The organism is Citrobacter sp. ANG330 (assembly GCF_047467925.1).
Classification (GTDB): Bacteria; Pseudomonadota; Gammaproteobacteria; order Enterobacterales; family Enterobacteriaceae; genus Citrobacter_A; species Citrobacter_A amalonaticus_G.
In genome coordinates this window covers 596,889-620,099 of sequence record NZ_JASJUI010000001.1, presented here as the reverse complement: position 1 = coordinate 620,099, position 23,211 = coordinate 596,889, and the positions used below count along the sequence as shown (strand labels likewise).

The 23,211-nt window shown below is 53.8% G+C and carries 20 protein-coding genes; all 20 read left to right on the top strand.

Annotation, left to right across the window (positions count from 1 at the left end; translation table 11 throughout):
• The 20 genes from wzb (at position 1) to QNN88_RS03095 (ending at position 23,089) form a co-directional block, all read left to right on the top strand.
• Complete coding sequence (gene wzb, locus QNN88_RS03190; protein WP_196010337.1) at positions 1–447, top strand: low molecular weight protein-tyrosine-phosphatase Wzb; 447 nt, start codon at positions 1–3, stop codon at positions 445–447.
• Positions 447–2,609, top strand: coding sequence for a tyrosine-protein kinase Wzc (wzc, locus tag QNN88_RS03185; protein ID WP_414238927.1), 2,163 nt, complete (start codon positions 447–449; stop codon positions 2,607–2,609). Before wzb ends, wzc begins: the two co-directional genes overlap by 1 nt.
• A gap of 192 nt (positions 2,610–2,801) precedes the next feature.
• Positions 2,802–3,644, top strand: a complete 843-nt coding sequence (gene wcaA, locus QNN88_RS03180) for a colanic acid biosynthesis glycosyltransferase WcaA (protein ID WP_414238926.1) — start codon at positions 2,802–2,804, stop codon at positions 3,642–3,644.
• A gap of 2 nt (positions 3,645–3,646) precedes the next feature.
• Complete coding sequence (gene wcaB, locus QNN88_RS03175) at positions 3,647–4,135, top strand: colanic acid biosynthesis acetyltransferase WcaB (protein ID WP_196010334.1); 489 nt, start codon at positions 3,647–3,649, stop codon at positions 4,133–4,135.
• Positions 4,132–5,349: a colanic acid biosynthesis glycosyltransferase WcaC gene (gene wcaC, locus QNN88_RS03170; RefSeq protein ID WP_414238925.1), complete on the top strand. Its 1,218-nt coding sequence runs from the start codon at positions 4,132–4,134 to the stop codon at positions 5,347–5,349. Before wcaB ends, wcaC begins: the two co-directional genes overlap by 4 nt.
• Positions 5,324–6,544, top strand: a complete 1,221-nt coding sequence (gene wcaD / locus QNN88_RS03165; RefSeq protein WP_414238924.1) for a colanic acid polymerase WcaD — start codon at positions 5,324–5,326, stop codon at positions 6,542–6,544. Before wcaC ends, wcaD begins: the two co-directional genes overlap by 26 nt.
• Positions 6,545–6,557: 13 nt before the next feature.
• Positions 6,558–7,304, top strand: coding sequence for a colanic acid biosynthesis glycosyltransferase WcaE (gene wcaE, locus QNN88_RS03160; RefSeq protein WP_414238923.1), 747 nt, complete (start codon positions 6,558–6,560; stop codon positions 7,302–7,304).
• A 16-nt stretch (positions 7,305–7,320) separates the two neighbouring features.
• Complete coding sequence (gene wcaF / locus QNN88_RS03155) at positions 7,321–7,866, top strand: colanic acid biosynthesis acetyltransferase WcaF (RefSeq protein WP_196010387.1); 546 nt, start codon at positions 7,321–7,323, stop codon at positions 7,864–7,866.
• A gap of 143 nt (positions 7,867–8,009) precedes the next feature.
• Positions 8,010–9,131 (top strand): GDP-mannose 4,6-dehydratase, encoded by a 1,122-nt coding sequence (gmd, locus tag QNN88_RS03150; protein ID WP_196010330.1) that lies wholly within the window; start codon positions 8,010–8,012, stop codon positions 9,129–9,131.
• A 2-nt stretch (positions 9,132–9,133) separates the two neighbouring features.
• On the top strand, positions 9,134–10,099 hold the full coding sequence (gene fcl / locus QNN88_RS03145; protein ID WP_414238922.1) for a GDP-L-fucose synthase: 966 nt from the start codon (positions 9,134–9,136) through the stop codon (positions 10,097–10,099).
• Between the two features lie 2 nt (positions 10,100–10,101).
• On the top strand, positions 10,102–10,581 hold the full coding sequence (locus tag QNN88_RS03140) for a GDP-mannose mannosyl hydrolase (RefSeq protein WP_414238921.1): 480 nt from the start codon (positions 10,102–10,104) through the stop codon (positions 10,579–10,581).
• Complete coding sequence (gene wcaI / locus QNN88_RS03135; RefSeq protein ID WP_414238920.1) at positions 10,578–11,804, top strand: colanic acid biosynthesis fucosyltransferase WcaI; 1,227 nt, start codon at positions 10,578–10,580, stop codon at positions 11,802–11,804. Before QNN88_RS03140 ends, wcaI begins: the two co-directional genes overlap by 4 nt.
• A gap of 125 nt (positions 11,805–11,929) precedes the next feature.
• On the top strand, positions 11,930–13,366 hold the full coding sequence (cpsB, locus tag QNN88_RS03130; protein WP_414238919.1) for a mannose-1-phosphate guanyltransferase: 1,437 nt from the start codon (positions 11,930–11,932) through the stop codon (positions 13,364–13,366).
• Between the two features lie 246 nt (positions 13,367–13,612).
• Positions 13,613–14,983, top strand: coding sequence for a colanic acid biosynthesis phosphomannomutase CpsG (gene cpsG / locus QNN88_RS03125; protein WP_414238918.1), 1,371 nt, complete (start codon positions 13,613–13,615; stop codon positions 14,981–14,983).
• A gap of 54 nt (positions 14,984–15,037) precedes the next feature.
• Complete coding sequence (wcaJ, locus tag QNN88_RS03120) at positions 15,038–16,432, top strand: undecaprenyl-phosphate glucose phosphotransferase (RefSeq protein ID WP_196010325.1); 1,395 nt, start codon at positions 15,038–15,040, stop codon at positions 16,430–16,432.
• A gap of 9 nt (positions 16,433–16,441) precedes the next feature.
• Positions 16,442–17,920, top strand: coding sequence for a colanic acid undecaprenyl disphosphate flippase WzxC (gene wzxC, locus QNN88_RS03115; RefSeq protein ID WP_414238917.1), 1,479 nt, complete (start codon positions 16,442–16,444; stop codon positions 17,918–17,920).
• A 109-nt stretch (positions 17,921–18,029) separates the two neighbouring features.
• Positions 18,030–19,310, top strand: coding sequence for a colanic acid biosynthesis pyruvyl transferase WcaK (wcaK, locus tag QNN88_RS03110; RefSeq protein WP_414238916.1), 1,281 nt, complete (start codon positions 18,030–18,032; stop codon positions 19,308–19,310).
• On the top strand, positions 19,307–20,527 hold the full coding sequence (wcaL, locus tag QNN88_RS03105; RefSeq protein WP_414238915.1) for a colanic acid biosynthesis glycosyltransferase WcaL: 1,221 nt from the start codon (positions 19,307–19,309) through the stop codon (positions 20,525–20,527). The genes wcaK and wcaL overlap by 4 nt, the downstream gene beginning before the upstream one ends.
• A gap of 11 nt (positions 20,528–20,538) precedes the next feature.
• Positions 20,539–21,942, top strand: coding sequence for a colanic acid biosynthesis protein WcaM (gene wcaM / locus QNN88_RS03100; RefSeq protein ID WP_414238914.1), 1,404 nt, complete (start codon positions 20,539–20,541; stop codon positions 21,940–21,942).
• 151 nt (positions 21,943–22,093) lie between these two features.
• A complete protein-coding gene (locus QNN88_RS03095; RefSeq protein WP_414238913.1) occupies positions 22,094–23,089 on the top strand; it encodes an SDR family oxidoreductase in 996 nt (331 codons plus the stop codon).
• Positions 23,090–23,211 lie beyond the last annotated feature (122 nt).

The following is a 23,211-nucleotide window of genomic DNA, read 5'->3' as shown; positions in this document are numbered from 1 at the left end:
ATGTTTAACAAAATATTAGTGGTTTGCGTGGGGAACATCTGCCGTTCCCCGACGGCAGAACGCCTGCTCAAACAGTATCACCCACAAATAACGGTGGAGTCCGCCGGTCTGGGGGCGCTGGTGGGAAAAGGCGCTGACGCTTCAGCGGTGAGCGTGGCGGCAAGTCACGACCTCTCTCTGGAAGGGCACTGCGCGCGTCAGGTCACCGGGCGACTGTGCCGTGACTACGACCTGATCCTGGCGATGGAAAAAAGGCATATCGCCTCTCTGCACGAACTGGCGCCTGAGATGCGTGGCAAGGTCATGCTTTTCGGTCACTGGGACAATGAGCGCGAAATCCCCGACCCGTATCGCAAAAGCCGCGAGGCGTTTGAAGCGGTGTATTCATTACTTGAACGGTCTGCCCGCCAGTGGGCGCAGGCATTGAACGCAGAGCAGGTAAAATAATGACAGAAAAAGTAAAACAGTCTGCCGCTCCGGTAACGGGCAACGATGAGATTGATATCGGCCGCCTGGTGGGAACCGTCATTGAAGCGCGCTGGTGGGTGCTGGGCATTACGGCGGTCTTTGCGCTGTGCGCGGTGATTTACACCCTCTTTGCCACACCTATCTACAGTGCGGATGCGCTGGTGCAGATTGAACAAAACACCGGCAACTCGCTGGTGCAGGATATCGGCTCTGCGTTATCCAACAAACCGCCTGCCTCAGAGGCGGAAATACAGCTAATCCAGTCTCGTCTCGTGTTAGGCAAAACGGTGGACGATCTGGACCTTGATATCTCGGTCAGCAAGAACACCTTCCCACTGTTTGGTGCGGGCTGGGAACGGCTGATGGGGCGCCAGAACGAATCAGTGAAAGTGACCACCTTTACTCTGCCAAAAGGGATGAACGAACAGACCTTCACCCTCAAGGTGTTGAGTGATAAAGACTACGAGCTGAACAGCGACGGCGGCTTCAGCGCGCGCGGACAGGTTGGGCAGGCCCTGAGCAAAGACGGCGTCACGATGGTGGTCAGTGCGATTCATGCTCGCCCGGACACGGAATTTACCGTCACCAAATTCTCCACGCTGGGGATGATCAACAACCTGCAAAACAACCTGACGGTCGTCGAAAACGGCAAAGATACCGGCGTGCTCAGCCTGAGCTTCACCGGTGAAGATCGCGATCAGATCCGCGACATTCTCAACAGCATTACCCGAAATTATCTGGAACAGAACGTTGAGCGTAAATCTGCCGAGGCGGCAAAAAGCCTGGCCTTCCTGGCAAAACAGTTGCCGGAAGTGCGTCAGCATCTGGACGTAGCAGAGAATAAACTCAATGCGTTTCGTCAGGATAAAGACTCCGTCGATTTGCCGCTGGAAGCAAAAGCCGTGCTGGACTCGATGGTCAACATCGACGCCCAGCTCAACGAGCTGACCTTTAAAGAAGCGGAAATCTCGAAACTCTTCACCAAAGCGCACCCGGCGTACCGTACGCTGCTGGAAAAACGTAAGGCGCTGGAGGATGAAAAAGCCAAACTGAACGGACGCGTGACGGCGATGCCGAAAACGCAGCAGGAGATTGTGCGCCTGACGCGTGATGTGGAGTCGGGACAGCAGGTCTACATGCAACTGTTGAATAAGCAGCAGGAACTGAAGATCACCGAAGCCAGTACCGTGGGTGACGTGCGGATCGTTGACCCGGCCATTGCCCAGCCTGGCGTGTTAAAGCCGAAGAAAGCGCTGATCATTCTCGGTAGCATTATTCTCGGCCTGATGCTCTCCATTGTTGGCGTGCTGTTGCGCTCGCTGCTCAACCGCGGTATCGAGAGCCCGCAGGTACTGGAAGAGAACGGCATCAGCGTTTACGCCAGTATTCCGCTGTCGGAATGGCAGAAAGCGCGGGATAGCGTCAAAACCGTCAAAGGCGTCAAACGTTACAAGCAGAGCCAGTTGCTGGCGGTGGGTAATCCGACGGATCTGGCGATCGAAGCCGTGCGCAGCCTGCGTACCAGCCTTCACTTCGCCATGATGCAGGCGCAAAACAATGTGCTGATGCTTACCGGGGTGAGTCCGTCTATCGGGAAAACCTTTGTCTGTGCCAACCTGGCGGCGGTCATCAGCCAGACCAACAAGCGCGTGCTGTTGATCGACTGCGATATGCGTAAAGGCTATACCCATGAACTGCTTGGCACCAACAACGTGAATGGCCTCTCGGAGATTCTGGTCGGGAAAGGGGATATCGCGACCTGCGCGAAACCGACGTCCATTCCTAATTTTGACCTTGTACCGCGCGGTCAGGTGCCGCCGAACCCTTCTGAGCTGTTGATGAGTGAACGCTTTGGCGAACTGATTCGCTGGGCGAGCAGCCATTACGATCTGGTGCTGATCGACACGCCGCCAATCCTGGCCGTCACCGACGCCGCGATTGTCGGGCGGCATGCAGGCACGACGTTGATGGTCGCCCGTTATGCCGTTAACACCCTGAAAGAAGTGGAAACCAGCCTGAGCCGTTTTGAACAAAATGGCATTCAGGTGAAAGGGGTAATCCTCAACTCCATCTTCCGTCGCGCCACCGGGTATCAGGATTACGGGTACTACGAGTACGAATACAAGTCCGACACAAAATAAAAAATCGTGAGGGGCCTGCTCATTGACCAGGCCTGATAAGCAAAGCGTCATCAGGCATCGCTGCCGGATGACGGCGTAAACGCCTTATCCGGCCTACACGCTGCGTCATCAGGCATCGCTGCCGGATGGCGGCGTAAACGCCTTATCCGGCCTACACGTTGGCCCTCCGGCATCACTTCCTGGGAAAAAAGCATGAAAACAGAAAATCCGCTGATCTCCATTTATATGCCAACCTGGAACCGGCAGCAGCTCGCTATTCGGGCGATTAAATCGGTGCTGCGCCAGGATTATCCCCATTGGGAAATGATCATCGTCGATGATTGTTCCTCCTCTTATGAGCAGCTTCAGCAGTTTGTTGAGGGGCTAAACGATCCGCGCGTGCGCTATACCCATAATGAAATTAACTCTGGTGCCTGCGCGGTGCGTAATCAGGCCATCATGCAGGCGAAAGGGCATTACATCACGGGTATTGATGATGATGACGAATGGACGCCAAACCGTCTGAGCGTATTCCTCGCCCATAAGCATCAACTGGTGACTCACGCCTTTTTGTACGCCAACGATTATGTCTGCGAAGGCGAGGTCTATTCTCAGCCGGCGAGCCTGCCGCTGTATCCGAAATCCCCTTACTCGCGCCGTCTGTTCTATAAGCGCAACATTATCGGTAATCAGGTCTTTACCTGGGCGTGGCGTTTTAAAGAGAGCCTGTTCGATACCGAACTGAAAGCCGCGCAGGATTACGACATCTTTCTGCGGATGGTGGTGGAGTACGGCGAGCCGTGGAAGGTGGAAGAGGCGACGCAGATCCTGCACATCAATCATGGCGAAATGCAGATTACCTCGTCGCCAAAGAAATTCTCTGGCTACTTCCATTTCTATCGCAAGCATAAAGACAAATTTGACCGCGCCAGCAAGAAATATCAGCTATTTACGCTCTACCAGATCCGCAACAAACGGATGACCTGGCGCACATTGCTGACGCTGCTTTCTTTGCGTAACGGCAAACGTCTGGCTGACGGTCTGCGAGGGCGTTAAGCATGCTGGAAGATATCCGCGCCAACAGCGGGAGCCTGCGCCCGTGCTGCATGGTGCTGGCCTACCGGGTCGCCCATTTCTGCTCCGTCTGGCGCAAAAAAAACGTGCTGAACAATCTGTGGGCCGCGCCGGTGCTGGTGCTGTATCGGCTGATAACCGAATGCCTGTTCGGCTATGAAATCCAGGCGGCAGCGACCATCGGACGACGCTTCACCATTCATCACGGTTACGCGGTGGTGATCAATAAAAACGTGGTGGCCGGCGACGACTTCACGATTCGTCACGGCGTCACCATCGGCAATCGCGGGGCGGACAACCTGGCCTGCCCGGTGATAGGCAACGGCGTAGAGCTGGGTGCCAACGTGATCCTGCTGGGTGATGTTCGCATCGGTAACAATGTGACCATTGGCGCAGGCAGCGTGGTGCTCGACAGCATCCCGGATAACGCGCTGGTGGTGGGCGAGAAGGCCCGGGTTAAGGTAATTAAATGAACATTCTGCAATTTAATGTGCGACTGGCGGAAGGTGGGGCAGCTGGAGTGGCGCTGGATCTGCATCAGCGCGCGCTACAAAAAGGGCTGGCTTCGCAATTTATCTACGGCTACGGCAAGGGCGGAAAGAAAAGTGTCAGCCATAGTCGTTATCCACACGTGATTAAACAGACGCCGCGTCTGACCTCAGTGGCCAATATCGCGCTGTTTCGTCTGTTTAATCGCGATCTGTTTGGCAATCTGAACAATCTTTATCGGACCGTGAACCGTACGTCGGGCCCGTTGGTCCTGCATTTTCACGTTCTGCACAGCTACTGGCTGAATCTGGCCGAAGTAGTGGCGTTCTGCGAAAAAGTGAAAAATCACAAACCGGACGTCACGCTGGTCTGGACGCTGCACGATCACTGGAGTGTTACCGGACGCTGTGCTTTTACCGATGGCTGCGAGGGGTGGAAAGCAGGCTGCCAGAAATGCCCGACGCTGAGCAATTATCCGCCGGTGAAAGTTGACCGCGCGCATAAGCTGGTCGACGGAAAACGCCAACTGTTCCGCCAGATGCTGGCGCTGGGCTGTCAGTTTATTTCGCCGAGCCAGCACGTTGCCGACGCGTTTAACAGCCTGTACGGGGTGGGGCGCTGTCGCATTATTAATAACGGGATCGATGTGGCGACCGAAGCGATTTTAGCGGAGCTGTCTCCGGTCAACGAGACCCAGGGTAAACCGAAAATCGCCATTGTCGCCCATGATCTGCGCTACGACGGTAAAACCAATCAGCGCCTGGTGCGTGACATGATGGCGCTGGGCGACAAGATCGAACTGCATACCTTTGGCAAATTCTCGCCGTTTAACGCAGAGAACGTGGTCAATCACGGTTTTGAAACCGACAAACGCAAGTTGATGAGCGCGCTTAACCAGATGGACGCACTGGTGTTCAGCTCCCGCGTGGACAACTATCCGCTGATCTTATGCGAAGCGTTGTCTATCGGTGTACCGGTGATCGCCACGCACAGCGAGGCGGCGCAGGAAGTTCTGCACAAATCCGGCGGCAAAACGTTTTCTGCCAAAGAGGTGCTGCCACTGGTGCAGATGAATAAAACTGACATCGCGCAGACGGTTTTTGGTACGTCGCTCAGTGAATTTCGCGAGCGCAGCCGCGCGGCATACAGTGGTCAACAGATGCTGGAGGAATATGTCTCGTTCTATCAGAATCTGTAGCTATCTGCTGCTGCCGCTAATTTACCTGCTGGTTAACGTCAAAATTGCCCAACTGGGCGAAAGTTTCCCTATCACCATCGTCACCTTTCTGCCGGTTTTATTGTTGCTGTTCGTTGAGCGCATCAGCATCAAAAAACTGATGATTGCATTAGGTATCGGGGCAGGGCTGACGGCGTTTAACTATCTGTTTGGTCAGTCGCTCAACGCCAGCAAGTACGTCACATCGACGATGCTGTTTGTCTATATCGTGATTATTATCGGTATGGTCTGGAGTATTCGCTTCAAAACCATCTCGCCGCATAACTACCGTAAAATCCTGCGTTTTTTCTATCTGGTGGTAGCGCTGGTGGTGATGTTGGCGGCAGCGGAAATGGCGCAAATCATCCTCACCGGCGGTAGCAGCCTGATGGAAAGCATTTCGAAATATCTTATTTACAGCAATAGCTATGTATTGAATTTTATTAAATTTGGCGGCAAGCGAACCACCGCGCTCTATTTCGAACCGGCATTTTTTGCTCTGGCCTTAATCTCAATTTGGCTCAGTATCAAACAGTTTGGTATCAAAACGCCTAAAACCGATGCTATGATTCTGGCAGGGATAATATTATCAGGATCGTTTTCAGGGGTAATGACTTTTATCCTGTTTTACCTGCTGGAATGGGCGTTTCAGTATCTGAATAAGGACGCGATAAAGAAAAAACTACCGCTGGCGATAATCTCATTAGCCGTATTTTTAGTAGGGGTGATATTTGCGTTCCCTTATATTTCTACGCGTCTGGGCGATTTAGGAACAGAAGGGTCCTCGTCTTATTATCGCATTGTCGGTCCGTTAGTGATGGTCGGTTATTCTTTAACCCATATTGATGGCGTAGTCAGATTTGGCTCACTTTATGAATATGTCGCATCATTCGGAATCTTTAACGGTGCGGATGTCGGGAAAACAATAGACAATGGTTTGTATCTACTGATTATTTATTTTTCCTGGTTCGCCGTGTTAATGACGCTGTGGTACATGTGGAAAATCGTTAAGATGACATTAAATGCATTTGGCGATAATCAAAACTTTCGGGTGCAGCTTTATCTTTTTACACCGGTGTCATTGTTTTTTACCGGTTCAATATTTAGCCCGGAATACGCGTTTTTAATTGTTTGTCCGTTTATTTTGCGCAAAGCGCTGAATATTACAAAAGTTTGATGAGGTTAATCCTATGCTGCTCAGCATTATCACCGTCGCGTTTCGTAATCTGGACGGCATCGTCAAAACTCACGCCTCTCTGGCGCATCTGGCGAAGGCGAACGACATCAGCTTTGAGTGGATCGTAGTGGATGGCGGTTCAAATGATGGTACGCAGGAATTTCTGGAAAACCTCTGCGGCAACTATCACTTACGCTTCATCAGCGAGCCGGATAAAGGCATCTATGATGCGATGAACAAAGGCATTGAGATGGCGCAAGGCAAATTCGCGCTGTTTCTCAATTCCGGCGATATTTTTCATCCGGATATCGCTCATTTTGTTCGCCAGCTTCGGACGCAAAAAGAAGACGTGATGATTACCGGCGACGCGCTGCTTGATTTTGGCAATGGTCAAAAAATGCAACGTCGCGCAAAACCCGGTTGGTATATTTATCACAGCCTGCCGGCGAGCCATCAGGCCATATTTTTCCCGGTCGCAGCGCTGAAAGTATGGCGTTACGACCTGCAGTTCAAAGTGTCTTCCGATTATGCGCTGGCCGCCAGACTGTATAAAGAAGGTTATGACTTTAAAAAACTGGACGGGCTGGTCTCTGAATTTTCAATGGGCGGCGTGTCAACGACGAATAATCTGGAATTATGCGAAGACGCTAAAAAAGTACAGCGTCAGATATTACGCGTGCCGGGTTTTTGGGCTGAATTATCGAAGCTATTACGCTTACGTACGACGGGTAAAACGAAAGCCTTATATAACAAAGCCTGAAATATAAGGATTAATGATGCAAGACTTACGTGGTTTCTCCGTACCGAAAGGATTTCGCGGCGGAAATGCAATTAAAGTGCAAATGTGGTGGGCTGTACAGGCAACATTATTTGCCTGGTCGCCACAGGTATTGTATCGCTGGCGCGCTTTTTTGCTCCGTCTGTTTGGCGCAAAAATAGGAAAAAACGTAGTGATTCGACCGTCGGTGAAAATTACCTATCCGTGGAAATTAACCCTTGGTGATTATGCCTGGGTCGGGGATGACGTGAATTTATATACGCTTGGCGATATTACGATCGGCGCCCATTCGGTGGTTTCGCAGAAAAGCTATTTGTGTACCGGCAGTCATGATTACGCGAGCGCGCATTTTGATATTAACGCCACCCCGATTGTGATTGGCGAGAAATGCTGGCTGGCAACGGATGTGTTCGTGGCGCCAGGCGTCACGATAGGCGATGGCGCCGTGGTAGGCGCACGTAGCAGTGTTTTTAAATCGCTACCGGCAAACACGATTTGCCGTGGCAATCCCGCAGTAGTAACACGCGAACGCGTTAAAAAGTAACCAGTTTCCCCGTCATATTTCGGGCTGTAGCTGTGTTGGCGCTCCTCGCTTACCCAGTCACTTACTTCAGTAAGCTCCTGGATAATCTGCGTTGCCGCCTTGCTACAACCCGAACTATTTAGGGGATAATAAGAGGTAATAAAATGTCTAAAGTCGCTCTCATTACCGGTGTCACCGGGCAGGATGGTTCTTACCTGGCAGAACTTCTGCTGGAAAAAGGTTATGAAGTTCACGGTATTAAGCGTCGTGCCTCTTCATTTAATACCGAGCGCGTGGATCATATCTATCAGGATCCGCATGCGAGCAACCCGAAATTCCATCTGCACTACGGTGATCTGACGGACTCCTCCAACCTGACGCGCATCCTCCAGGAAGTGCAGCCGGATGAGGTCTACAACCTGGGCGCGATGAGCCACGTTGCGGTTTCCTTCGAATCACCGGAATACACCGCCGATGTGGATGCGATGGGAACGCTGCGTCTGCTGGAGGCGATCCGCTTCCTCGGTCTGGAAAAGAAAACCCGCTTCTATCAGGCATCGACCTCTGAGCTGTACGGTCTGGTACAGGAAATCCCGCAGAAAGAGACCACCCCTTTCTACCCGCGCTCGCCGTATGCCGTCGCCAAACTGTACGCCTACTGGATCACCGTCAACTACCGTGAATCCTATGGTATCTACGCCTGTAACGGCATTCTGTTCAACCATGAATCACCGCGCCGTGGCGAAACCTTCGTCACCCGTAAAATCACCCGCGCGATTGCCAACATCGCCCAGGGTCTGGAGTCTTGCCTGTACCTCGGCAACATGGATTCCCTGCGTGACTGGGGCCATGCGAAAGACTACGTCAAAATGCAGTGGATGATGCTGCAACAGGAACAGCCGGAAGACTTCGTGATCGCCACCGGCGTGCAGTACTCCGTGCGCCAGTTTGTTGAAATGGCCGCCGCACAACTTGGGATCAAGCTGCGCTTTGAAGGCGAAGGCGTGAATGAAAAAGGGATCGTGGTTTCTGTCACCGGTCATGACGCACCGGGCGTAAAACCGGGCGATGTGATTGTCGCCGTTGACCCGCGCTATTTCCGCCCGGCGGAAGTGGAAACCCTGCTGGGTGACCCGACCAAAGCCCATGAGAAGCTGGGCTGGAAACCGGAAATTACGTTGCAGGAGATGGTCAGTGAAATGGTTGCGAAAGATCTGGAAGCGGCGAAGAAACACTCTCTGCTGAAGTCTCACGGCTACGAGGTTGCCATCGCGCTGGAGTCCTGAGAATGAGCAAACAACGCATTTTTATTGCCGGTCATCGCGGAATGGTGGGTTCCGCGATTGCCCGCCAGCTTGAACAACGCGGTGATGTGGAACTGGTATTGCGCACCCGTGATGAGCTGAATCTGCTGGACAGCAACGCGGTGCACGATTTCTTTGCCACCGAGCGCATCGACCAGGTTTATCTGGCGGCGGCGAAGGTGGGCGGTATTGTCGCCAACAACACGTATCCGGCCGATTTCATCTTTGAAAACATGATGATGGAAAGCAACATCATTCACGCTGCGCATCTGCATGACGTAAATAAGCTGCTTTTCCTCGGCTCCTCCTGCATTTACCCGAAGCTGGCGAAACAGCCGATGGCGGAGAGTGAACTGTTGCAGGGCACGCTGGAACCGACCAACGAGCCGTATGCCATTGCCAAGATTGCCGGTATCAAACTGTGCGAGTCATACAACCGCCAGTACGGGCGCGACTATCGCTCGGTGATGCCGACCAATCTCTATGGTCCACATGACAACTTTCACCCGAGCAATTCGCACGTGATCCCGGCGCTGCTGCGCCGCTTCCACGAAGCGACCACGCAGAACGCGCCGGACGTGGTGGTGTGGGGGAGCGGGACGCCGATGCGTGAATTCCTGCATGTTGATGATATGGCCGCGGCCAGCATCCACGTGATGGAACTGGACAGCGAGGTCTGGCAGGAGAACACCCAGCCGATGTTGTCGCACATTAATGTTGGTACGGGCGTGGATTGTACCATTCGCGAACTGGCGCAGACCGTCGCGCAGGTGGTGGGCTATAAGGGCCGAGTGGTGTTTGACGCCACCAAACCGGACGGCACGCCACGTAAATTGCTGGATGTCACCCGACTGCATCAACTGGGCTGGTATCACGAGATCTCACTGGAGGCCGGCCTTGCCAGCACTTACCAGTGGTTCCTTGAAAATCAGCATCGATTTCGGGGGTAAGCATGTTTTTACGTCAGGAGGATCTTGCCACCGTCGTGCGTTCTGCGCCGCTTGTCTCCATCGATTTGATCGTGGAAAACGCGCAGGGGGAATTTCTGCTGGGTAAACGACTGAACCGACCGGCGCAGGGTTTCTGGTTCGTGCCCGGTGGTCGGGTGCAAAAAGATGAACCGCTGAGCGCGGCCTTCGAACGCCTGACCGAAGCCGAACTGGGACAACGTCTCCCGTTGTCCGCCGGGAAATTTTATGGCGTCTGGCAACATTTCTATGACGACAACTTTTCCGGCGAAGACTTCTCGACGCATTACATCGTGCTCGGTTTTCGTCTGCGGGTGCAGGAAAGTGATTTGCCTCTGCCTGACGCGCAGCACGGTGCTTACCGCTGGCTGACGCCCACGGCATTGCTGGCGAGCGACAACGTCCATGACAACACGCGGGCGTATTTTTTGCCGGAACGTCAGGCTAAGGCACCGGGATTATGAAAATCCTCGTTTATGGCATCAACTACTCACCGGAATTGACCGGCATCGGTAAATACACCGGTGAAATGGTCGAGTGGATGGCGCGTGAAGGCCACGATGTACGGGTGATCACCGCGCCGCCGTATTACCCGCAGTGGAAAGTAGGCGAGCGCTATTCAGCCTGGGGCTATCGCCGGGAAGAGGGCGATGCAACCGTCTGGCGCTGCCCGCTGTATGTGCCGAAACAGCCGTCAACTCTGAAACGATTACTGCATCTGGGCAGCTTTGCGCTCAGTAGCTTTTTCCCGCTGATGGCGCAGCGTCGCTGGAAGCCGGATCGCATTATTGGCGTGGTGCCCACGCTGTTTTGCACGCCGGGGATGCGCCTGCTGGCAAAACTTTCCGGCGCCCGCACGTTGCTACACATTCAGGACTATGAAGTCGATGCGATGCTGGGTCTCGGTCTGGCGGGCAAGGGTAAAACCGGCAAAGTGGCGCAGCTGGCGAGCGCTTTTGAACGCAGCGGTCTGCATAACGTCGACAATGTCTCCACCATCTCCCGCTCAATGATGAAGAAAGCGCAGGAAAAAGGGGTGGCAGCAGAGAAGGTAATTTTCTTCCCTAACTGGTCGGAAGTGGCGCGTTTTCAAAAGGTTAACGACGACGCGGTTATCAGCCTGCGCCAACAGCTCGGTCTGCCGGATGACAAAAAAATCATTCTTTACTCTGGCAACATCGGCGAGAAGCAGGGGCTGGAAAACGTGATTGCGGCGGCGGAACGGTTGCGCGAACAGCCGCTGATTTTCGCCATTGTTGGTCAGGGGGGCGGCAAAGCGCGTCTGGAGAAAATGGCCCGCGAACGCGGCCTGCAAAATATTCTCTTCTTCCCGCTACAACCGTATGAGGCGCTGCCTGCGCTGCTGAAGATGGGCGATTGCCATCTGGTGGTGCAAAAACGCGGCGCCGCGGATGCCGTTCTGCCTTCCAAGTTAACCAATATTCTGGCGGTTGGCGGGAATGCGGTGATCACCGCAGAGCCTGAAACCGAACTGGGACAGCTTTGCGAAAGCTATCCGGGCATTGCCGTTTGCGTAGAGCCGGAATCGGTCGACGCGCTGGTGGCAGGGATCACCCAGGCGCTTGCAATGCCAAAAAACAACACGGTGGCACGTGAATATGCCGAACGCACGCTCGATAAAGAGAACGTGTTACGTCAATTTATGAATGATATTTCCCCAAAATAATTCGAGTTGCAGGAAGGCGGTGACGCAGTGAATCCCCAGGAGCTTACATAAGTAAGTGCCTGGGGTGAACGAGGAAAGACAACACACCTGCAACTTGAAGAATGAAGGGGATTCGGGGATTAATGATGAGTCAGACAACACTCTATCCGGTTGTAATGGCCGGGGGCTCCGGTAGCCGCTTATGGCCGCTTTCCCGTGTACTCTATCCCAAACAGTTTTTATGCCTGAAAGGCGATCTCACCATGCTGCAAACGACAATTTGTCGTCTCAATGGCGTGGAGTGTGAAAGTCCGGTGGTGATCTGCAACGAGCAGCACCGCTTTATCGTCGCTGAGCAGTTGCGTCAACTGAACAAACTGACTGAGAACATTATTCTCGAACCCGCGGGGCGTAATACCGCCCCCGCCATCGCCCTGGCCGCGCTGGCGACATTGCGCCATAGCCCGGACCGCGATCCGCTGATGCTGGTGCTGGCGGCGGACCATGTGATTGCCAACGAAGACGCTTTCCGCGACGCGGTTCGCAGCGCGATGCCGTATGCCGAAGCGGGCAAACTGGTTACGTTTGGGATCGTGCCGGATCTACCGGAAACCGGCTACGGCTATATTCGCCGCGGCGATGTCACCCCCGGCGTTAACGATGCCGTGGCGTTTGACGTTGCGCAGTTTGTGGAAAAACCGAATCTGGAAACGGCGCAGGCCTACGTTGCCAGCGGCGATTATTACTGGAACAGCGGGATGTTTCTGTTCCGTGCCGGTCGCTATCTGGAAGAACTGAAAAAATACCGTCCCGATATCCTGGAAGCCTGCGAAAGCGCGATGAGCGCGGTCGATCCGGATCTCGATTTCATTCGCGTGGATGAAGCATCGTTCCTGGCGTGTCCGGAAGAATCTGTCGATTACGCGGTGATGGAGCGCACGGCGGATGCGGTGGTGATGCCAATGGACGCGGGCTGGAGCGATGTCGGTTCATGGTCCTCACTGTGGGAGATCAGCGCGCATACCCCCGAGGGAAACGTCCACCACGGCGACGTGATCAGCCATAAAACCGAGAACAGCTACGTTTATGCCGAATCGGGACTGGTGACCACCGTTGGCGTGAAAGACCTGGTGGTGGTGCAGACCAAAGACGCGGTGCTGATTGCCGACCGTAACGCGGTGCAGGACGTCAAAAAAGTGGTTGAACAAATCAAAGCCGATGGCCGCCATGAGCACCACATTCACCGCGAAGTATACCGTCCGTGGGGGAAATATGACTCCATCGACGCCGGTGATCGCTATCAGGTCAAACGCATCACCGTGAAACCAGGTGAAGGGCTGTCGGTACAAATGCACCATCACCGCGCCGAACACTGGGTGGTGGTGGCGGGTACCGCTAAAGTCACCATTGACGGTGAGATCAAACTGCTCGGTGAAAACGAGTCTGTCTATATTCCGCTGGGAGCCACCCACTGTCTGGAAAACCCAGGAAAAATTCCGCTCGATCTGATTGAAGTGCGCTCTGGCTCGTATCTTGAAGAGGATGACGTGGTGCGGTTTGCGGATCGCTACGGCCGGGTGTGACGCCTTTATAGCGCCCGGGCATGCGATTTTGTTGCATGTAGGCCTGATAAGGCGCGTAGCGTCGCCATCAGGCGAAGACTGCCGGATGGCGCGTTGCTTATCCGGCCTACGAAGCTACGGAACTGCGCTTACCGGGCCTGTGATTTTGTAGGTCGGATAAGCGAAGCGTCATCCGACAACGATAAATAAACATTTTTTGGCCATTTTCTGGTCAGGGACAACTGTTGCCTGAAGAAGGGTAAAAACATGACAAAATTAACCTGTTTCAAAGCCTACGATATTCGCGGCAGGCTGGGCGAAGAACTGAATGAAGATATTGCGTGGCGGATTGGCCGCGCCTACGGCGAGTTTCTGAAGCCGAAAACCATTGTGCTGGGCGGCGACGTGCGTCTGACCAGCGAGGCGCTGAAGCTGGCGCTGGCTAAAGGTTTGCAGGATGCGGGTGTCGATGTGCTGGATATCGGCCTGTCGGGCACTGAAGAGATCTACTTTGCGACCTTCCACCTTGGCGTTGACGGCGGGATTGAAGTCACCGCCAGCCACAACCCGATGGACTACAACGGCATGAAGCTGGTGCGCGAAGGCGCACGTCCCATCAGCGGGGATACCGGTCTGCGCGACGTGCAGCGTCTGGCCGAGGCCAACGATTTTCCGCCGGTGAACCCTGCGCTGCGCGGAAGCTATAAGCAAATCTCCCTGCGTGATGCCTACATCGACCATCTGTTTGGCTACATCAATGTCAAAAACCTCACGCCGCTGAAGCTGGTGATTAACTCCGGAAACGGCGCGGCAGGCCCGGTCGTGGACGCTATTGAAGCGCGCTTTCAGGCGCTGGGCGTGCCGGTTGAGTTCATCAAAGTGCACAACACCCCGGACGGCAACTTCCCGAACGGCATTCCTAATCCGCTGTTGCCGGAGTGCCGCGCCGATACCCGTAATGCGGTGATTGAACACGGCGCGGATATGGGCATTGCCTTTGACGGCGATTTCGACCGCTGTTTCCTGTTCGACGATAAAGGCCAGTTTATCGAAGGCTACTACATCGTGGGGCTGCTGGCGGAAGCGTTTCTCGAAAAACACCCCGGTGCCAAAATTATTCACGACCCGCGTCTGTCCTGGAACACGGTGGATGTGGTGACCGCGGCGGGTGGCACGCCGGTGATGTCGAAAACTGGTCACGCTTTCATTAAGGAGCGGATGCGTCACGAAGACGCCATCTACGGCGGCGAGATGAGCGCCCACCATTATTTCCGCGATTTTGCTTACTGCGACAGCGGGATGATCCCGTGGTTACTGGTGGCGGAACTGGTGTGTCTGAAAGGGCAGACGCTTGGCGAACTGGTTCGCGACCGGATGGCGGCATTCCCGGCGAGCGGTGAAATCAACAGCAAGCTGGACGAACCGGCCGCGGCGATTTCGCGTGTGGAGCAGCATTTCGCCAGTGAAGCGCTGGCCGTGGATCGGACCGACGGCATCAGCATGTCGTTTGTCGACTGGCGCTTCAATCTGCGCTCCTCCAATACCGAACCGGTGGTACGCCTGAACGTGGAATCACGCGGTGATATTCCGCTGATGGAAGCGCGAACGCGTACTCTGCTGACGTTGCTGAATCAGTAAGGTCAGGTCTTCCCTTACCCGCTGGCGGGTAAGGGGCTAATAACAGGAACAACGATGACAAATCTAAAAAAGCGCGAACGAGCCAAAACCAATGCATCGTTAATCTCTATGGTGCAACGCTTTTCAGATATCACCATCATGTTTGGCGGGCTGTGGCTGGTCTGCGAAGTGAGTGGACTGCCTTTCCTGTACATGCACCTGTTGGTGGCGCTGATCACGCTGGTTGTTTTTCAGATGCTGGGCGGCATGACCGATTTTTATCGCTCATGGCGCGGCGTCAAAATTTCCACTGAGCTGGCGCTCCTGTTACAAAACTGGACGCTAAGCCTCGTCTTTAGCGCCGGTCTGGTGGCGTTCAATCAGGATTTCGACAATCGCCTCGCGGTCTGGCTGGCGTGGTATCTGCTGACCAGCGTCGGACTGGTTTTCTGCCGGTCGTTTATTCGCATCGGCGCAGGATGGCTGCGCAACCGTGGCTACAACACGCGCCGGGTGGCCGTCGCAGGCGATCTGCCTGCCGGACAGGCGTTACTTGATAGCTTCCGCAATGAACCGTGGTTAGGCTTTGAGGTGGTTGGCGTTTATCACGACCCGAAACCGGGCGGCGTCACCTCTGACTGGGCGGGTAACCTCGAACAGCTGGTAGAAGACGCGAAAGCATCACGCATCCATAACGTCTACATCGCCATGGCGATGTGCGACGGTGCGCAGGTGAAGAAACTGGTGCGCGAGCTGGCGGATACCACCTGTTCCGTGATCCTGATTCCGGACGTCTTTACTTTTAACATCCTGCATTCACGCATCGAAGAGGTGAGTGGCGTGCCGGTGGTGCCGCTGTATGACACGCCGCTGTCGGGTATCAATCGTCTGCTTAAACGTGCGGAAGATATTGTGCTGGCGACGCTGATCCTGCTGTTGATCTCCCCGGTGCTATGCTGCATTGCGCTGGCGGTCAAAATGACCTCCCCGGGCCCGGTGATTTTCCGCCAGACCCGTTACGGAATGGACGGTAAGCCGATAAAAGTGTGGAAGTTCCGTTCGATGAAGGTGATGGAAAACGACAAGGTGGTGACGCAGGCGACGCAGAACGATCCGCGCGTCACCCGCGTGGGGAACTTCCTGCGCCGGACCTCGCTGGATGAACTGCCGCAGTTTATCAATGTGCTGACCGGCGGAATGTCCATCGTCGGTCCGCGACCCCACGCGGTGGCGCATAACGAGCAGTACCGCCAGTTGATTGAGGGCTACATGCTGCGCCACAAGGTCAAGCCAGGGATCACCGGCTGGGCACAAATCAACGGCTGGCGCGGCGAAACCGACACGCTGGAGAAAATGGAAAAACGCGTGGAGTACGATCTGGAGTACATCCGCGAATGGAGCGTGTGGTTCGACATCAAGATCGTTTTTCTGACCGTGTTCAAGGGCTTTGTTAACAAAGCGGCGTACTGAGGAACGATCATGAGCTTACGTGAAAAAACCATCAGCGGCGCGAAGTGGTCGGCCGTCGCCACGGTGATCATCATCAGCCTGGGGCTGATTCAGATGACGGTGCTGGCCCGCATTATCGATAACCATCAGTTCGGGCTGCTGACCGTGTCGCTGGTGATTATCGCCCTGGCCGACACACTTTCTGACTTCGGGATTGCCAACTCTATTATTCAGCGCAAGGAGATAAGCCATCTTGAGTTGACCACCCTGTACTGGCTGAACGTGGGGCTGGGGATTGTGGTGTGTGTGGTCGTTTTCCTGCTGAGCGACGAGATTGGCGATGTGCTGAATAACCCGGACCTGGCGCCGCTTATCAAAACGCTTTCGCTGGCGTTTGTGGTGATCCCGCACGGGCAGCAGTTTCGCGCGCTGATGCAAAAAGAGCTGGAATTCAACAAGATTGGGATGATTGAAACCAGTTCGGTGCTGGCGGGCTTTACCTTTACCGTCATCAGCGCCCATTTCTGGCCGCTGGCCATGACCGCTATTCTCGGTTATCTGGTCAACAGCGCGGTACGCACGCTGTTGTTTGGCTATTTTGGTCGCAAGATCTACCGTCCGGGTCTGCACTTTTCGCTGGCGTCCGTTTCGTCGAATTTGCGCTTTGGCGCATGGCTGACGGCGGACAGCATCATCAACTACGTCAATACCAACCTCTCCACGCTGGTACTGGCACGCATTCTCGGCGCAGGCGTCGCAGGCGGATACAACCTCGCCTACAACGTGGCGGTGGTGCCGCCGATGAAGCTCAATCCGATCATCACCCGCGTGCTGTTTCCGGCGTTTGCCAAAATTCAGGACGACACGCAGAAGCTGCGCGTGAACTTTTACAAGCTGCTTTCCGTTGTGGGCATTATCAACTTCCCGGCGCTGCTTGGCCTGATGGTGGTCTCGAATAATTTTGTGCCGCTGGTCTTTGGCGAGAAATGGAACAGCATCATTCCCGTGATGCAACTGCTGTGCGTGGTGGGGTTGCTGCGCTCGGTCGGCAATCCGATTGGTTCGCTGCTCATGGCGAAAGCGCGGGTAGATATCAGCTTTAAATTCAACGTCTTCAAAACGTTTCTCTTTATTCCGGCAATTATTGTCGGCGGGCAGATGGCCGGGGCAATTGGCGTGACGCTGGGCTTCCTGCTGGTGCAGATCATTAACACCATTCTGAGCTATTTCGTGATGATCAAACCGGTGCTGGGTTCCAGCTACCGCCAGTACATCCTGAGCCTGTGGCTGCCGTTTTATCTGTCACTGCCGACGCTGGCGGTGAGCTACGGTCTGGGTATCGCGTTACAGGGACATCTGTCACTTGGCGTGCTGCTGGCGACACAGATTGCCGCCGGTGCGCTGGCGTTCGCGGTGATGATCGTGCTCTCACGCCATCCGCTGGTGGTAGAGATGAAGCGCCAGTTTTGTCGCAGTGAAAAAATGAAAACCTTGCTTCGTGCAGGATAAGTTTTGCCAGATGACGACGTTCACACGTCTTATCCGGCTTACGAAGTCAATGACCTGTAGGCCGGATCAGGCAACAGCCGTCATCCGGCAACGATTTTAAGAGGGTGAAATGAAATTATTGATTCTGGGCAACCATACCTGCGGCAACCGTGGCGATAGCGCGATTTTACGCGGCTTGCTGGATGCCATTAACCGCCTTGAGCCTGACGCGGAAGTGGATGTGATGAGCCGCTATCCGGTGAGTTCGTCCTGGCTTTTGAATCGTCCGGTGATGGGCGACCCGCTCTTTTTACAGATGAAACAGCACAACAGCGCGGCGGGCGTAGTGGGGCGGGTAAAAAAAGTACTGCGCCGTCGTTACCAGCACCAGGTACTGCTTTCCCGCGTGACGGATACCGGCAAGCTGCGTAATATCGCGATTGCCCAGGGTTTTACTGACTTTGTGCGTCTGCTTGCGGGTTATGATGCCATCATTCAGGTGGGCGGGTCGTTCTTTGTCGACCTGTACGGCGTACCGCAGTTTGAACACGCGCTGTGCACCTTTATGGCGAAAAAACCGCTCTACATGATTGGTCACAGCGTGGGGCCGTTCCAGGATCCGCAGTTTAATCAACTGGCTAATTATGTTTTCGGCCATTGTGATGCGCTGATCCTGCGTGAGTCGGTGAGCCTGGATCTGATGAAGCGTAGCAATATCACCACCGAAAAAGTGGAGCACGGTGTGGATACGGCCTGGCTGGTGGATCATCACGATGAAGATTTTACGCCGGGCTATGCCGTTCAACACTGGTTGAGTGTGGCGGCGCAGCAGAAAACAGTAGCAATTACCCTGCGAGAACTGGCGCCGTTTGATACGCGTCTGGGTACTACCCAGCAGGCTTATGAGCAGGCCTTCGCCGGTGTGGTCAACCGCATTCTGGATGAGGGCTATCAGGTTATCGCGCTGTCTACCTGTACTGGCATTGACAGCTATAACAAAGATGACCGTATGGTGGCGCTGAATCTGCGCCAGCATATCAGCGACCCGTCGCGTTACCATGTGGTGATGGATGAACTCAACGATCTCGAAATGGGTAAGATCCTCGGTGCGTGTGACCTGACGGTGGGCACGCGCCTGCATTCCGCCATCATCTCGATGAACTTTGCGACGCCCGCCATTGCCATTAACTACGAGCATAAGTCGGCGGGCATCATGCAGCAACTGGGCATGCCGGAGATGGCAATAGATATCCGTCATCTGCTGAACGGCAGCCTGGAAGCGATGGTGGCGGATACGCTGGGTCAGTTGCCGCAGGTCAACGAACGGCTGGCGCAGGCCGTTCGCCGCGAGCGTGAACAGGGATACCGCATGGTGGAGTCGGTATTAACGCGCATCGGGGAGGGGACATGAAGGTCAGCTTCTTTTTACTGAAATTTCCGCTGTCGTCGGAAACCTTCGTCCTCAATCAGATCACCGCGTTTATTGATATGGGCTTTGATGTTGAAATTATCGCCCTACAGAAAGGCGATACGCAAAATACCCACGCGGCATGGGAGAAATATGGGCTGGCAGGCAGAACGCGCTGGCTACAGGACGAACCGCAGGGACGGCTGGCAAAGCTGCGCTATCGGGCGTGTAAAACGCTGCCGGGATTGCACCGGGCGGCAACCTGGAAATCACTCAATTTCACCCGTTATGGCGACGAGTCACGCAATCTAATTCTCTCGTCGATTTGTGCGCAGGTGAGTAAACCATTGCGCGCGGAGGTGTTTATCGCCCACTTTGGCCCGGCAGGCGTGACGGCGGCGAAACTGCGCGAGCTGGGCGTTATTCAGGGCAAGATTGCGACGATTTTCCACGGTATAGATATCTCCAGTCGTAATGTGCTCAACCATTACACACCGGAGTATCAGCAACTGTTCCGCCGTGGCGATCTGATGCTGCCGATAAGCGAGCTGTGGGCTGGACGCCTGAAAAGTATGGGCTGTCCGCCCGAGAAAATTGCCGTGTCGCGCATGGGGGTGGACATGACGCGCTTTACCCATCGCCCGGCAAAAGCGCCCGGTACGCCGCTGGAGATTATCTCAGTTGCACGACTGACGGAGAAAAAAGGGCTGCATGTGGCGATAGAGGCCTGCCGCCAGCTGAAGGAGCAGGGCGTGGCGTTTCGTTATCGCATTCTGGGGATTGGTCCCTGGGAACGGCGACTGCGCACGCTAATTGAGCAGTTTCAACTCGATGATGTGATTGATATGCCGGGGTTTAAGCCCAGTCATGAAGTGAAAGCGCTGCTGGATAAGGCGGATGTTTTTCTGCTGCCGTCCATTACCGGAGCAGATGGCGACATGGAAGGCATTCCCGTCGCGTTGATGGAAGCGATGGCGGTGGGCATTCCTGTTGTTTCTACCGTCCATAGCGGTATCCCGGAACTGGTAGAGGCGGGTAAATCCGGCTGGCTGGTGCCGGAAAACGACGCCCATGCGCTGGCGCAACAGCTCGCCTCGTTCAGCCAGATCGATCGCCAGACGCTGGAACCGGTCGTCCAGCGCGCGCGTGAAAAAGTTGAACATGATTTTAATCAGCAGGTGATCAATCGTCAGTTGGCCAGCCTGCTGCAAACGATCTAAGCCGAGGGTGTATGCCAGAGAAGACGCTTTCCCGACGAACCTTCCTTGCGACAGGCACTGCGCTTGCGGCGCTGCCTGTCCTCCATTCTCCTTTTGCCCGCGCGGTGGCGTCATCCAGAACCGTCAATATTCAGGATTATAATCCACAGGACTGGATTGCTTCATTTAAACAGGCATTTAGCGAAGGACAGACCGTGGTGGTGCCAGCGGGACTGGTGTGTGAGAACATCAATACCGGCATTTTTATCCCACCGGGAAAAACGCTGCGCGTGCTGGGCCGCCTGAGCGGCAACGGTCGCGGTCGCTTTGTGCTCCAGGACGGATGCCAGGTTGTGGGCGAGAAGGGGGGGAGCCTGCACAACATCACGCTGGATGTGCGCGGTTCTGGCTGCGCGATTACGGGTCTTGCGATGAGCGGCTTTGGGCCGGTCACGCAGATTTATATCGGTGGAAAAAAGCCGCGTGTGATGCGCAATCTGGTCATCGATAATCTCACCGTGACCCAGGCCAACTATGCGATTCTGCGCCAGGGATTCCACAATCAGGTTGACGGTGCGCGTATCACCCACTGTCGTTTCAGCGACTTGCAGGGAGATGCTATCGAATGGAACGTCGCCATTAACGATCGCAATATCCTCATCTCGGACCATGTGATTGAACGGATAAACTGTACTAACGGCAAAATTAACTGGGGGATTGGGATTGGTCTTGCCGGGAGTACGTACGATAACAGTTATCCTGAGAAGCAGACGGTCAAAAACTTTGTGGTTGCCAATATTAGCGGCACAGATTGTCGGCAGCTGGTGCATGTCGAGAACGGCAAACATTTTGTCATCCGCAATGTGAAGGCGAAAAATATCACCCCGGATTTCAGCAAAAAGGCTGGCATCGACAACGCAACGGTTGCCATTTATGGCTGTGATAATTTCGTGATTGATAATGTCGATATGGTTAACAGTGCAGGGATGCTCATTGGCTATGGCGTGGTCAAAGGAAAATATCTCTCCATCCCGCAAAATTTTAAACTCAATCATATCTCGCTTGATAATACCCAGCTTGAATACAAGTTACGCGGTATTCAAATTTCCTCCGGTAATGTCACCTCTTTTGTCGCGCTGACCAACATCGAGATGAAGCGGGCGACGCTGGAGTTGCACAATCAGCCACAACATCTTTTTCTGCGTAATATCAAGGTGATGCAGGAGTCGGCAACGGGGCCGGCGCTGAAAATGCATTTTGACCTGCGCAAAGACGTGCGCGGTAAGTTTATGGCGAAAGAGGATACGCTGCTGTCGCTCGCGAACGTGCATGCGGTAAACGAAAAAGGGCAGAGCTCAGTCGACATCGATCGGATAAACCACCATGTGGTGAATGTTGACGCGATCAACTTCCGGTTACCGGAGAGGAGGGGGTGATGCAACCCGCCATAATCTTACTGGATATCATGTGTTAAAAGATTATAATTGCGAAATTACCGTTAAAGCTGGGGCTGGGCAGCGCTGACTACTCAGGGAAGATTCTCACCTTTATCTTGTGTTTTTATCTTATAACCAGACTAAGTGATTTATGAACGATAACGTTTTGCTCATTGGAGCCTCCGGGTTTGTTGGAACGCGCCTCCTTGAAACTGCTGTTGCTGACTTTAACATTAAAAATCTGGATAAACAGCAAAGCCATTTCTATCCGCAAATCACGCAAATTGGCGATGTGCGCGATCAACAAGCACTGGATCAGGCGCTTTCGGGGTTTGATACCGTAGTCCTGCTGGCGGCCGAGCATCGCGATGATGTGAGCCCAACTTCTCTTTACTATGATGTCAATGTCCAGGGTACCCGCAATGTTCTTGCTGCCATGGAAAAAAATGGTGTCAAAAACATCATTTTTACGAGTTCTGTTGCTGTATATGGTCTGAACAAAAATAACCCTGATGAAACACATCCACACGACCCGTTCAACCACTATGGTAAAAGTAAGTGGCAAGCCGAAGAAGTGCTTCGCGAATGGCATGCAAAAGCCCCTGATGAGCGTTCATTGACTATTATTCGACCAACGGTGATATTCGGTGAACGTAACCGCGGCAATGTTTATAATCTGCTCAAGCAGATTGCGGGCGGGAAATTCATGATGGTTGGGTCTGGTACTAACTATAAGTCTATGGCCTATGTTGGTAACATTGTTGAATTCATTAAATATAAACTTAAGAATGTACAGCCAGGATATGAAGTCTACAATTATGTCGATAAGCCTGATCTGAACATGAACCAGCTTGTTACGGAAGTTGAACAGAGTCTTAGTAAAAAGATCCCTTCGGTGCACCTACCGTATCCATTAGGCATGCTTGGGGGGTACTGTTTTGATGTTCTTAGTAAACTTACCGGGAAGAAATTTGCGGTAAGTTCTGTTCGGGTCAAAAAATTCTGCGCTACCACGCAGTTCGACGCGACTAAGGTTCACTCTTCAGGATTTGTTGCGCCTTACACCCTTTCTCAGGGGCTGGACAGAACGTTAAAGTTCGAATTTGTCCATGATAAGAAAGACGACATTACGTTTGTTTCCGAGTAATACATGACGTTTGAGTGATAACACTGCTACCTACGATAATTCGGAAAGCGACTAAGCTATTGTAAGCAGAGAAGGTTTTCCGAGTTATCTGAGTTAAACCTCACGTTGATGAAGTGTAGTGT